This window comes from Leclercia pneumoniae (assembly GCF_017348915.1).
Taxonomy (GTDB): Bacteria; Pseudomonadota; Gammaproteobacteria; order Enterobacterales; family Enterobacteriaceae; genus Enterobacter; species Enterobacter pneumoniae.
On sequence record NZ_CP071383.1, the window covers coordinates 4,189,124 to 4,202,027 of the forward strand.

Consider the following 12,904-nt stretch of genomic DNA (forward strand, 5'->3'; position numbering starts at 1 on the left):
TCGTAGACGGCGATCTTAATTTCTGCGACGGCGCGTCAATGCGACGCCAGCACCAATTAATGAACCCACGATCCCCCACATAATCATCAGGAAGGCACGGCGTGGGCTATCGCGTTTTACAGGTTCTTCAGGCGTGCGCAAATAACGATAGGTCTGAAAACGCGGGTCCAGTGTAGGACCTACGTTCAGGGTGGTCATCATTGCGCGGTTCTGGTCGTAATCGAGATCGAAGGCGGGTCCGACGGCCTGTAAATTCTCCAGGCGAGCCTGCAGCATCGGGCGCCCCAGCAGGAACATTTCGGAGTCCGGCAGTTCATCTGCTGGCACATCGGTTTCACTGCGTGAGATATTGCTCTTCTCAGCGATTTTCAGCGCCTGTTCAATGTTGTGAACGCGACGCGTGAAGATAGCTTTGGCTACCTCTTCCTGACGCTTCACCTGCGCTTTCATCTGAATGGTTCGCGCTGCCCAGGCACCTTTTAGCTCATCGTTCAGATGGCTTGCCGCGCGCTGGCTGGCGAAGGCCACGTACTGACGTAGAAGGTTATTGGCGTCTGGCGCGGTTTCCGCGATGAGCTTCACGCTGTCATTCACATTGCGCAGCGCATCGCCGGGCATGAACTGAATATTGTTAATCATTTCATCAAGCAGCGCGGCATCCGCCTTACTGTTACCGACCATCCGCTGTTTGTAGTAGTCGGTCTGGCTCCAGAAATCACGGCGCGTATCCCAGGAAGCCAGCTGCATAATGAACTCTTTGTACGACTCATCCATAACGGACGGCTGATCAACCGGGGCGAGATTTGCTTTAACATCCAGATTACGCAGAAATTGCTGCTGAGAGTAGAAGCCGCCGAGCATATTCACAGTCGGGCGATCGGTGATCGCTGTCGCGCTCCACTCCTGCTTTGCAAAAAAAGTATAGGCCAGTGCGATTAACGCAAAGCCCAGCGCGATTCCTGCAATCCAAAATTTGCCCGCCCATAACACGCGAAACAAACCACGAACATCCAGCTCATTCTCAGTTGCCACTGATTTAGCTCCCGCCAACGGTTGAGTCATTTCAATCCCGATTTACCTGGTTTAAGTTTGATTGCTGCTACTGTTACGACGCATCCGGCGTTTAACACGTTTAATAAACCGCGCAACCTTCCAGGCGCGCTTAATACAGTAGCCATACAGGAAGAATGCTAGCAAGAATAATACCAACATCACCCACTCAGGGACGAAATGGGAATATTCTGCTACAACGCCGATGGCTGCCAGAAGTGCAGCGGCTAAGGTGATAAGGACAAAAGCCTGACGCGAAGTAAACCCTGCGCGCATGATCAAATGATGAATATGCTGACGGTCTGGCGAGAAGGGACTCATCCCTTTACGCAGACGGCGATACATAATGGCCACCATGTCCATCAATGGGATGGCGATGATCCAGAGCGCCGTTACCGGGCTGATGGGGTGCGTTTTACCCTGGGTGGTTTCGAGCAATATCCAGATAACGGTAAAACCAATCAGCGTGCTACCTGCGTCGCCCATAAACACTTTATAACGACGTCCCAGCACCCCGAGATTAAGCAGGATGTAAGGCAGGATGGCGGCGATCATGGCAAAACTCCACATGGAGAGGCTGTATTGGCCGTCAAACCACAGGATGATGCCAATAGCACCGAATGAGACGCTGGAAAGGCCGCCCAGCAAACCATCTATGCCGTCGACCATATTGAAAGCGTTAATCGCCGCCCAGACGGCAAATAGCGTCAGGAAATAACCGAATGGCCCAAGCACCATCTCCCACGAGCCAAAGATATGGCCCAGGCTGCTGAGATAGAGATTGCCGACGGCCATCATGACGATACCGATCGCGGCCTGGATTGATGCCCGAACCTTTACACTGATGTCGTAGCGATCGTCGAGGGCTCCCACGAGCACCAGTACACCTGCGCATCCCAAATAGAGAGCTGCGTGCGGTATATAGTAATCGGCAATACTGAAGGTAAAACAGATCCCCGCATATACGGAAATCCCTCCAACCAGCGGTATCAGGCCCTGATGGCGCTTACGAAAGTTGGGCTTATCCACCAACCCGATTCTTTTTGCCGCCTTACGTGCAACGAATAAGAAGCAGGTCGTGAACAGAAAAATACTGATTAGCTCAGTCACCGCAGTGAGTAAATTCACAATGGAGGCTCTCTACAAATATTGATCCCAGAAGTATAACCTTGAAGACGCTACGCCTGAAGGAATAAAGCTCGCCTCTTACAAGTCCCTTTGTATATTTTTCAATCAATTAATTTCCTGACTTTCCGCACATTCCCTTTGTCGTGAAGGAAAGGATTCATTCAGTGATTGTCGTAATAGCGTATAAGCGTTAAAAGAAAAACGCCACGTAAAAACGTGGCGTTTGTCGGCTATAGCGTGATTTTAAGAACGTTTCATCATATCGAAGAAATCATCGTTCGTTTTGGTCATCGCCAGCTTGTTAATGAGGAATTCCATTGCGTCAATTTCGCCCATTGGGTGAATGATTTTGCGCAGGATCCACATTTTCTGCAGCTCTTCCTGAGTGGTAAGCAGCTCTTCTTTACGGGTACCGGAACGGTTGTAGTCGATAGCCGGGAAGACGCGTTTCTCAGCAATCTTACGAGAGAGGTGCAGTTCCATGTTGCCTGTACCTTTAAACTCTTCGTAGATAACTTCGTCCATTTTAGAGCCGGTGTCGATCAGTGCCGTTGCGATGATGGTCAGGCTACCGCCCTCTTCCACGTTACGTGCGGCACCGAAGAAACGCTTCGGACGATGCAGGGCGTTGGCATCCACACCACCGGTCAGTACTTTGCCGGAAGCAGGGACGACGGTGTTGTACGCACGCGCCAGACGGGTAATGGAGTCGAGCAGGATGATGACATCTTTCTTGTGCTCAACCAGGCGTTTCGCCTTCTCGATAACCATTTCCGCAACCTGAACGTGACGAGATGCGGGTTCGTCGAAGGTAGAAGCCACAACTTCACCTTTTACCAGACGCTGCATCTCGGTCACTTCTTCCGGACGTTCGTCAATCAGCAGCACCATCAGCACACAGTCTGGGTGGTTGTAGGCGATGCTCTGCGCAATGTTCTGCAGCAGCATGGTTTTACCCGCTTTCGGCGGCGCAACAATCAGACCACGCTGTCCACGGCCGATCGGCGAAGCGAGATCCAGCACGCGAGCGGTTAAGTCTTCGGTAGACCCGTTACCACGCTCCATGCGCAGACGAGAGTTCGCGTGCAGCGGCGTTAAGTTTTCGAACAGGATCTTATTACGCGAGTTTTCAGGCTTATCGTAGTTAACTTCGTTAACTTTCAGCAGCGCGAAGTAGCGTTCACCCTCTTTAGGAGGACGAATCTTACCTGAAATGGTATCACCTGTGCGGAGGTTGAAACGGCGGATTTGGCTGGGGGAAACGTAGATGTCATCAGGACCGGCGAGGTAGGAGCTGTCTGCAGAGCGGAGGAAACCAAATCCGTCCTGCAATATCTCCAGCACACCGTCGCCAAAGATATCTTCGCCACTCTTTGCGTGCTGCTTCAGGATGGCAAAAATAATGTCCTGCTTGCGCATACGAGCCTGGTTTTCCAGCCCCATATTTTCGCCGAGAGTGATCAGCTCAGAAACCGGCGTATTCTTTAATTCGGTAAGATTCATAATGGTGTGGGTTCTTAAACTCGGGGTAATACTCGAACTTAATATTGTGAATGGTATGGCAGGGTCATCCATGCCTGTTAGCGGCCATCAACTCATGTCTGTTCGCTGTCTGCTTACAGGAAAAAGCACAGAACTGAAACGACAAGACGGATTGAGTGACAAGCCCGGAATCTATCCACTTCTCGCACTGTTTATGTCAACAACGGGAAGTATCGGGTAAAACAAGAACGACAAGGTATGTTTAAAACGAAGTCATAGGTAACTTAGCACGACTATTGCCGGGCGTCCAGAGATCCAAACAATTTTGAAACCCCGGACGCGCCGCCGAGAACCCTTACGCCAGGTTAGCGTCCAGGAACTCTTTCAGCTGACCTTTGGACAGGGCGCCCACTTTGGTAGCAGCCACTTCGCCATTTTTGAACAGCAGCAGGGTTGGGATACCACGGATGCCGTATTTCGGCGCGGTGCCCGGGTTCTGGTCGATGTTCAGTTTCGCAACGGTCAGTTTGCCCTGATATTCGTCGGCGATCTCATCCAGAATCGGGGCGATCATTTTGCAAGGACCACACCATTCTGCCCAGAAATCGACGAGGATCAGCCCGTCAGCTTTAAGCACGTCCGTGTCAAAACTATCGTCAGTCAGGTGAATAATTTTATCGCTCATATATAACTCCACAGGAATAAGCCTGGCGCGTTGGTCTAACAATCATCAACGACGTGTTGATGTCGCATTAACCAACTAAAGGTTGACTTTATTTCACCGGATACGCTTTCGTAAAGCAATAGTAAGCTGATATTCTACCACACTATGAGCAAAACACATTTAACAGAACAGAAGTTTTCCGACTTCGCCCTGCACCCAAAGGTGATCGAAGCCCTTGAAACTAAAGGGTTTCATAACTGCACGCCTATTCAGGCTCTCGCCCTGCCGCTGACGCTGGCCGGTCGCGATGTTGCGGGGCAGGCGCAAACCGGTACCGGCAAAACGATGGCGTTTTTAACGTCAACGTTCCATTATTTACTTTCTCATCCCGCAATTGCAGACCGTCAAGTTAACCAGCCGCGCGCGCTCATTATGGCTCCGACGCGAGAACTGGCGGTACAGATTCACGCAGATGCGGAACCGCTGGCACAGGCTACCGGCCTGAAGCTCGGCCTCGCCTACGGCGGTGATGGCTACGATAAACAGCTGAAAGTGCTGGAAAGCGGCGTAGATATCCTGATCGGTACTACCGGCCGTCTTATCGACTACGCCAAACAGAACCACATCAACCTCGGCGCCATTCAGGTGGTAGTTCTGGATGAAGCAGACCGCATGTACGATCTGGGCTTCATTAAAGATATTCGCTGGTTGTTCCGTCGCATGCCTGCGGCAAACCAGCGTCTGAACATGCTGTTCTCCGCAACCCTTTCTTACCGCGTACGCGAGCTGGCATTCGAGCAGATGAACAATGCCGAATACGTGGAAGTCGAGCCAGAGCAGAAAACAGGTCACCGTATTAAAGAAGAGCTTTTCTATCCGTCTAACGAAGAGAAAATGCGTCTGCTGCAAACCCTGATCGAAGAAGAGTGGCCAGATCGCGCCATTATCTTCGCCAACACCAAACACCGCTGTGAAGATATCTGGGGCCACCTGGCTGCAGACGGACACCGCGTTGGCTTGCTGACGGGTGATGTCGCGCAGAAAAAACGCCTGCGTATTCTTGATGAATTCACTCGTGGCGATCTGGATATCCTGGTGGCAACTGACGTTGCGGCACGCGGCCTGCATATTCCAGCCGTGACTCACGTCTTCAACTACGATCTGCCTGATGATTGCGAAGACTACGTGCACCGTATTGGTCGTACCGGTCGTGCCGGTGCCAGTGGCCACTCCATCAGCCTTGCCTGTGAAGAGTACGCCCTGAACCTGCCAGCCATTGAAACGTATATCGGCCACTCTATTCCGCAGAGTAAGTACAATCCGGATGCGCTATTAAGCGAACTGCCGCCAGCGAAGCGCCTTACGCGCCCACGCTCCGGCAATGGCCCGCGTCGTTCAGGCGCACCGCGTAATCGTCGTCGTTCAGGCTAAACATTATGCTCAGCACCACCTCACTCTATGCCGCTATTGATTTAGGTTCGAATAGTTTTCATATGCTGGTAGTGCGTGAGGTGGCGGGAAGCATACAAACGCTGACACGTATTAAGCGTAAGGTCCGTCTCGCGGCGGGCCTTAGTAGTGATAATCATCTCTCTCCTGAAGCCATGGAGCGCGGCTGGCAGTGCCTGCGTCTCTTTGCTGAACGCCTACAGGATATTCCCCACCAGCAGATTCGTGTCGTCGCGACGGCCACGTTGCGCCTTGCGGTTAACGCGGGTGAATTTATTGCGAAAGCGCAGACGATACTGGGCTGCCCGGTGCAGGTCATCAGCGGTGAAGAGGAAGCACGTCTGATTTATCAGGGCGTGGCGCACACCACCGGTGGCGACGAGCGCCGTCTGGTTATCGATATTGGCGGAGCCAGCACCGAGCTGGTAACGGGCAACGGCGCCCAGGCCACCTCCCTCAACAGTCTTTCCATGGGCTGCGTGACCTGGCTCGAGCGTTTTTTCACCGACCGTAATCTGACAAAAGAGAGCTTCGACCAGGCAGAGCTGGCCGCCCGCGAGGTGGTTCGCCCTGTTGTTGGTACGCTGCTGCAACACGGCTGGAAGGTCTGTGTCGGCGCATCGGGTACCGTTCAGGCGTTGCAAGAGATCATGATGGCTCAGGGAATGGATGAGCGCATCACCCTGGCCAAACTGGAGCAGCTGAAACAGCGCGCCATCCAGTGTGGTCGACTTGAAGAGCTGGAGATAGAGGGGCTGACCCTTGAGCGCGCCCTCGTCTTCCCTAGCGGGCTGGCTATTCTGATCGCCATCTTTACCGAACTGGATATTCAGTGCATGACCCTGGCCGGTGGTGCTCTGCGTGAAGGGTTGGTTTACGGCATGCTGCACCTGGCAGTAGATGAAGATATTCGCAGCCGTACCTTGCGCAATGTACAGCGCCGCTTCCTGGTGGATACCAGTCAGGGCGAACGCGTTGCACAGTTGGCGCTTTATTTCGCCGATCAGGTCGGCAAAAGCTGGGATTTAGGGCCGTTAGGCCATGTTCTGCTGCAAAGCGCCGCTCAGCTACATGAAATTGGGCTTAGCGTTGAATATAAGCAGGCACCGCTGCATGCCGCCTGGCTGGTTCGTCATCTGGATCTGCCCGGCTTTACTCCCGCGCAAAAAAAATTGCTCGCCACGCTGTTATTGAACCAGACCAACCCGCTCGACCTGTCCTCTCTGCATCAGCAAAATGCGGTACCGCCGCGCGTTGCAGAACATTTGTGTCGCATACTGCGTCTGGCGATCATTTTTGCCAGCCGTCGTCGCGATGATTTGTTGCCAGAGATTGGCCTGCTGGCTGAAGGTGAGACACTCACCCTGATGTTACCGGAAAGCTGGTTGATGCAGCATCCACTGGGCGCAGAGATGATTGAGCAAGAGTGCCAGTGGCAGAGCTACGTTCACTGGCCCCTGCATTTTCAGTAAAACGTCTCCTCTCACGCAGGAGAGGAACATGTTACTTATCTTTCGCTTTCGCCAGCATGGCACGTATGTTTGCCACGTTTGCCTGACCTTTGTGCATTCTCTCTTCCGCCGTAATGACCTTACGCTCCTGCTCCCAAATCAGATCATCCTGGGGCAATTCCATCAGAAAGCGACTCGGCTCTGGACGCACCAATTCACCGTACTGGCGGCGCTCTTTACAAAGCGTAAAGACCAGCTCCTTCTGCGCACGCGTAATGCCCACATAGGCCAGCCGGCGCTCTTCATCGACGTTATCTTCGTCAATGCTGCTCTGATGCGGCAGTATCCCCTCTTCCATTCCCACCAGATAGACATAGGGGAATTCCAGCCCTTTCGAGGCATGCAATGTCATTAGCTGTACCTGATCGGCCTCTTCCTCGCTCTCGCCACGCTCCATCATATCGCGCAGGGTGAAACGGGTGACGACCTGGGTCAGGGTCATGGGTTCATCAATTTCTGAGCCTTCAAGCATTTCACTCATCCAGCTGAAGAGCTGGTTAACGTTTTTCATGCGCATTTCCGCCGCTTTTGGGCTCGCGGAGGTTTCGTATAGCCAGGACTCGTAGTCGATGCCGCGAATCAGATCGCGTACGGCAACCACCGGCTCACGTTCAGCAAGACGCTGAATTTCACCTAACCACTGCGTAAAGCGCGTTAGCGATTCGTAGCCCCGTCCGGTGAGGGTCTGACTCAGGCCCATATCAAAGCTGGCGGTAAACAGACTTTTGTTGCGGGTCATCGCCCATTCGCCCAGCTTTTGCAACGTTGCGGGGCCAATTTCACGCTTCGGCGTATTAACGATACGCAGGAATGCGCTGTCGTCATCCGGGTTGGTGAGTACCCGCAGATAGGCCAGCAGATCTTTGATTTCAGGGCGTGAGAAGAAAGAGGTGCCCCCGGAGATTTTGTACGGGATGCGGTTCTGCATCAGCATCTTTTCAAAGACGCGTGACTGGTGATTGCCGCGATAGAGGATCGCGTAGTCTTTATAGCCGGTTTTATTAACGAAGTGATGCGCAATGAGTTCACCGGTGACGCGCTCAGCTTCATGCTCTTCATTATTGGCGCTAAGCACCTTGAGTTCGGTACCGTAACCCAACTCGGAGAAAAGGCGTTTCTCAAAGACGTGCGGGTTGTTAGCAATCAGGATATTTGCCGCTTTCAGGATACGCCCGGAAGAACGGTAATTTTGCTCCAGTTTGATCACCTGCAGCGCCGGGAAGTCTTTGCTCAGTAGCACCAGGTTTTGTGGACGTGCGCCGCGCCAGGAGTAAATCGACTGATCATCATCACCCACCACGGTAAAGCGCGCACGTTGTCCTACCAACAACTTCACCAGTTCGTACTGGCTGGTGTTGGTATCCTGATACTCATCCACCAGCAGATAGCGGATTTTATTCTGCCAGCGCTCGCGTACCTCTTCGTTGCGTTGAAGCAACAGGGTTGGCAACAGAATGAGATCGTCAAAGTCGAGCACATTGCAGGCCTTGAGATGCGCATCATACAGGCTGTAACAGTGCGCGAAGATCCGATCCCGCTCACCTTTCGCGCTTGCCGCAGCTTGCGCGGGGGTCATAAGATCGTTTTTCCAGTTGGAGATCGTCGAGATCAGTTGTTGCAGGATCAACTTGTCGTCTTCGATCAACCCTTCGGTTAACTCTTTAAGTAACGCCACCTGATCGGTATCGTCAAAAAGTGAAAAGTTCGACTTCATCCCCAGCGCGGCGTATTCGCGCTTGATGATATCCAGCCCCAAAGTGTGAAAGGTCGAGATCATCAGGCCGCGCGCCTCTTTGCGCCCCAGCGTCTGGCCGACACGCTCTTTCATCTCGCGCGCTGCCTTGTTGGTAAAGGTCACTGCCGCGATATGGCGGGCCTGATAGCCACAGCCACGAATAAGGTGGGCGATTTTATTAGTAATTACGCGGGTTTTACCGGATCCTGCCCCTGCCAGCACCAGGCATGGTCCAGTAACGAATTCGACCGCTTGTTGTTGTCCAGGGTTTAAACGCATGGGAATAGTGCTCAATCTTCGAACGGGGTGTGGATTGTAGCAGAAAGCGGGGCGCAGATTTACCGGCTAATGATAAAGTGAAGGTCACGCGTGTAACCCCGAGAACAGTACCATGGTAAAGACTGCAGCAGCCCTGCACATTCTGGTGAAAGAAGAGAAGCTGGCGCAGGAGATCCTCGCCAAACTGGAGCGTGGCATTAGCTTTGATCATCTGGCGAAACGCTATTCGAAATGTCCTTCAGGGCGTAACGGCGGTGATTTAGGCGAGTTTAAGCAGGGGGCGATGGTCGGCCCGTTCGATCAGGCGGTCTTTAGCTGCCCGCTTCTTAAGCCCTTTGGCCCGGTGAAAACCAGGTTTGGCTACCATATCATTAAGGTGCTCTATCGCCGTTAACGCATGGTATATTGCGCTCCGATGACTTAAACCCCTTCGAGGCACAATCATGGCAAAAACAGCAGCAGCAGTGCATATCCTGGTGAAAGAAGAGAAACTGGCTCTGGATCTTCTGGAACAGATTAAAAACGGCGCCGACTTCGGCAAGCTGGCAAAGAAACACTCTATCTGCCCGTCAGGCAAACGTGGCGGTGATTTAGGCGAATTCCGTCAGGGCCAGATGGTACCTGCATTCGATAAAGTGGTCTTCTCTTGCCCGGTGCTGGAACCCACTGGTCCACTGCACACCCAGTTCGGTTACCACATCATTAAAGTGCTGTACCGTAACTAATCTCTTTGCAGGGGCAGGCTTAGTTGTCCTGCCCTTGTGCATTAAAATAGTCGATAAACTCACTTCCTACCTCTGCCAGCGTCAGGCGTTTAAACCTTTCCAGTATTAGCGTTTCTGCTTCGGCAAAGGTATCTGACATTACCCGGTTTACCCCCTTTTCGACCAGGCAGCGCGGATTTTCGTTTCGGTTACCCAGTGCAAACAGCACTGGCGAGCCCAGCGCTGTATAGATGTCATACAGCGTGACCTGACTCGCGGGGCGTGAAAGCGTCCACCCGCCATGATGCCCTTTGCTTGAACCAACAATTTTTTGCTCACGCAATCCTGCCAACAACTTGCGGATAAAAGCGGGATTTCCGTCGATAAATGCCGCCATCTGCTCCGATGTTAAGGGCTTATCCATCTGTTCAAGGTGCAGCAGAATATGCAGCGTGGCGGAGAAAGAGTTATTTATTTTCATGTAACTTACATTATTACATGTACTTAGCCTCTTCAACCTCTGGGATGAAAAATTCACCGATTGACGGCCGTAAATCTTATGATACTTTTGATGTTACATAAGTGACTTCATGCAGGAGAAAACGATGGCTACCGAACAATCCCCCGATCTGTTCTGGGAAGAGCATTACGCAGCAATGTCGCCCCTATCAAACGGCATACCCGGTAAAATTCTGGTGCGCTTTGCCGATGCCCTTACGCCCGGAAAGGTGCTGGAGTTGGGATGCGGGCGTGGCGATGATAGCGTCTGGCTGGCGAAAAAAGGCTGGCGGGTTACTGCGGTTGATTTATCTCCACGCGCGCTGGATTATGCTGCCGCCAATGCCGAGCGTTCTGGTGTAAGCGGGAAGATCGCCTTCGCGCAATACGATCTCACCGCGCGTTTCCCTGAGGGCCAGTACGATCTGATCGTGGCATCGTTCCTGGAATCTCCGCTCACCTTCGATCGCTTCTCTATCTTTCGTACTGCATTAGAACATGTCACGCCAGGCGGAATGTTGTTGATTACATCGCATGCCAGACCTCCTTCATGGTCAAAGCATGCCGATCGCCCCTTCCAGTCAGCGGAGGAGGCTTTTGCATCCCTGGCGCCATCGGCGGCGGAGTGGGAAACGGTGTTCTGCGATGACGTATCAAGAATAATGAAAGGGCCGGAAGGACAAGAGGGCGAGGTGTCAGATGCGGTTATTGCGCTGAAGCGCAAAAAACAGGCCCGACAGCGCTAACGCTTTTCGGGCCTGCCTGGGGGTCGGGTAGGCGCTGGCGCCACCCGATCGGGTTATCAGCCCGCGACAGCAATACGCTTCATGTCGGTCATGTAGCCACGCAGTTTCTGGCCCACTTTCTCGATCTCGTGGCTGCGAATCGCTTCGTTCACATCACGCAGCTGGGCGTTATCTACCGCGCCTTCGGTAATCGCTTTGCCCAGATCCCCTGTCTGCAGGGTAGTCATAAACTCTTTCAGCAGCGGTACGCAGGCGTAGGAGAACAGATAGTTACCGTACTCGGCGGTATCAGAGATAACCACGTTCATTTCGTACAGACGCTTACGGGCAATGGTGTTCGCAATCAACGGCAGTTCGTGCAGCGATTCATAGTACGCTGACTCTTCGATGATGCCGGAATCCACCATGGTTTCGAACGCCAGTTCAACGCCCGCTTTCACCATCGCGATCATCAGAACGCCTTTATCGAAGTACTCTTGCTCGCTGATTTTACCCTCGAACTGTGCAGCGGTTTCAAAGGCAGTTTTACCGGTCTCTTCGCGCCAGGTCAGCAGGTTTTTATCGTCGTTTGCCCAGTCGGCCATCATGCCGGAAGAGAACTCACCGGAGATGATGTCGTCCATATGTTTCTGGAACAGCGGTGCCATAATGGTTTTCAGTTGTTCAGACAGCGCATAAGCACGCAGTTTTGCCGGGTTAGACAGACGGTCCATCATCAGGGTGATACCGCCCTGTTTCAGCGCTTCGGTGATGGTTTCCCAGCCGAACTGAATCAGTTTCTCAGCGTATGCCGGGTCGGTACCCTCTTCCACCAGCTTGTCGAAGCACAGCAGAGAACCGGCCTGCAGCATACCGCACAGAATGGTCTGCTCACCCATCAGGTCAGATTTCACTTCGGCAACGAAGGAGGATTCCAGCACGCCCGCACGGTGGCCGCCAGTAGCCGCTGCCCATGCCTTGGCAATCGCCATGCCTTCGCCTTTCGGATCGTTTTCCGGGTGAACCGCGATCAGCGTCGGTACGCCGAAACCACGTTTGTACTCTTCACGTACTTCGGTACCCGGGCACTTCGGTGCCACCATCACGACGGTGATGTCTTTACGGATCTGCTCGCCCACTTCCACGATGTTGAAGCCGTGGGAGTAACCCAGCGCTGCGCCATCTTTCATCAGCGGCTGCACGGAACGCACTACGTCGGAGTGCTGTTTGTCTGGCGTCAGGTTAACCACCAGATCCGCCTGCGGGATCAGCTCTTCGTAGGTACCCACTTTGAAGCCATTTTCGGTCGCTTTACGCCAGGAGGCACGCTTCTCAGCAATCGCTTCTTTACGCAGGGCGTAGGAGATATCCAGACCGGAGTCACGCATGTTCAGACCCTGGTTCAGGCCCTGTGCGCCACAGCCGACGATGACCACTTTTTTACCCTGAAGGTAGCTCGCGCCATCAGCAAATTCATCGCGCGCCATGAAGCGGCATTTGCCCAGCTGCGCCAGCTGTTGGCGCAGATTCAGTGTATTAAAGTAGTTAGCCATGGGTGATACCTCGTGATGTTGTGTGTCTTATTGTTCGGTTCGCTGTTCAGCGAGAATGTACCCACATTACAACAGGAAATTTATTGCGGAAATTGATATATTCACAACGTCACGTTGCAATATCTG

General features: G+C 53.0%; 13 protein-coding genes. 5 read left to right on the plus strand and 8 right to left on the minus strand.

Annotated features, from left to right (window positions below; all coding sequences use genetic code 11):
* Positions 1-15: 15 nt before the first annotated feature.
* From wzzE to trxA, 5 genes are all read right to left on the minus strand, one after another.
* Positions 16-1,062 carry an ECA polysaccharide chain length modulation protein gene (gene wzzE / locus JZ655_RS20340; protein WP_207292610.1) on the minus strand — a complete coding sequence of 349 codons (1,047 nt, stop codon included), beginning with the start codon at positions 1,060-1,062 and terminating at the stop codon, positions 16-18.
* 21 nt (positions 1,063-1,083) lie between these two features.
* Positions 1,084-2,178, minus strand: coding sequence for a UDP-N-acetylglucosamine--undecaprenyl-phosphate N-acetylglucosaminephosphotransferase (gene wecA / locus JZ655_RS20345; RefSeq protein WP_207292611.1), 1,095 nt, complete (start codon positions 2,176-2,178; stop codon positions 1,084-1,086).
* Positions 2,179-2,421: 243 nt separating this feature from the next.
* On the minus strand, positions 2,422-3,681 hold the full coding sequence (gene rho, locus JZ655_RS20350) for a transcription termination factor Rho (RefSeq protein ID WP_001054528.1): 1,260 nt from the start codon (positions 3,679-3,681) through the stop codon (positions 2,422-2,424).
* Positions 3,682-3,768: 87 nt separating this feature from the next.
* On the minus strand, positions 3,769-3,852 hold the full coding sequence (locus JZ655_RS21555; protein WP_325948127.1) for a rho operon leader peptide: 84 nt from the start codon (positions 3,850-3,852) through the stop codon (positions 3,769-3,771).
* A gap of 163 nt (positions 3,853-4,015) precedes the next feature.
* A complete protein-coding gene (gene trxA, locus JZ655_RS20355; protein WP_006179218.1) occupies positions 4,016-4,345 on the minus strand; it encodes a thioredoxin TrxA in 330 nt (109 codons plus the stop codon).
* Positions 4,346-4,489: 144 nt separating this feature from the next.
* Between trxA and rhlB the strand changes: the two genes are divergently transcribed.
* Both rhlB and gppA read left to right on the plus strand, forming a co-directional pair.
* Positions 4,490-5,755, plus strand: a complete 1,266-nt coding sequence (rhlB, locus tag JZ655_RS20360; protein WP_040078076.1) for an ATP-dependent RNA helicase RhlB — start codon at positions 4,490-4,492, stop codon at positions 5,753-5,755.
* 5 nt (positions 5,756-5,760) lie between these two features.
* Positions 5,761-7,245, plus strand: coding sequence for a guanosine-5'-triphosphate,3'-diphosphate diphosphatase (gene gppA, locus JZ655_RS20365; RefSeq protein WP_207292612.1), 1,485 nt, complete (start codon positions 5,761-5,763; stop codon positions 7,243-7,245).
* A 31-nt stretch (positions 7,246-7,276) separates the two neighbouring features.
* Here the strand turns inward: gppA and rep are convergent, their stop codons facing one another.
* A complete protein-coding gene (rep, locus tag JZ655_RS20370) occupies positions 7,277-9,298 on the minus strand; it encodes a DNA helicase Rep (RefSeq protein ID WP_207292613.1) in 2,022 nt (673 codons plus the stop codon).
* Between the two features lie 112 nt (positions 9,299-9,410).
* On the opposite strand from rep, the gene ppiC (JZ655_RS20375) reads away from it, so the two are divergent.
* The gene (gene ppiC, locus JZ655_RS20375) at positions 9,411-9,692 is read left to right on the plus strand and encodes a peptidylprolyl isomerase PpiC (RefSeq protein ID WP_046886622.1); all 282 of its coding nucleotides are present in this window, start codon (positions 9,411-9,413) and stop codon (positions 9,690-9,692) included.
* Positions 9,693-9,741: 49 nt separating this feature from the next.
* A complete protein-coding gene (ppiC, locus tag JZ655_RS20380) occupies positions 9,742-10,023 on the plus strand; it encodes a peptidylprolyl isomerase PpiC (RefSeq protein ID WP_003017999.1) in 282 nt (93 codons plus the stop codon).
* A gap of 19 nt (positions 10,024-10,042) precedes the next feature.
* Here ppiC (JZ655_RS20380) and JZ655_RS20385 read toward each other — a convergent pair whose 3' ends face one another.
* Positions 10,043-10,483, minus strand: coding sequence for an RrF2 family transcriptional regulator (locus JZ655_RS20385; RefSeq protein ID WP_040078070.1), 441 nt, complete (start codon positions 10,481-10,483; stop codon positions 10,043-10,045).
* A 124-nt stretch (positions 10,484-10,607) separates the two neighbouring features.
* Between JZ655_RS20385 and JZ655_RS20390 the strand changes: the two genes are divergently transcribed.
* Positions 10,608-11,246 carry a class I SAM-dependent methyltransferase gene (locus JZ655_RS20390; protein ID WP_207292614.1) on the plus strand — a complete coding sequence of 213 codons (639 nt, stop codon included), beginning with the start codon at positions 10,608-10,610 and terminating at the stop codon, positions 11,244-11,246.
* A 56-nt stretch (positions 11,247-11,302) separates the two neighbouring features.
* Here the strand turns inward: JZ655_RS20390 and ilvC are convergent, their stop codons facing one another.
* Entirely contained in the window at positions 11,303-12,778 is a 1,476-nt protein-coding gene (gene ilvC, locus JZ655_RS20395) for a ketol-acid reductoisomerase (RefSeq protein WP_046886624.1), read from the minus strand.
* Positions 12,779-12,904 lie beyond the last annotated feature (126 nt).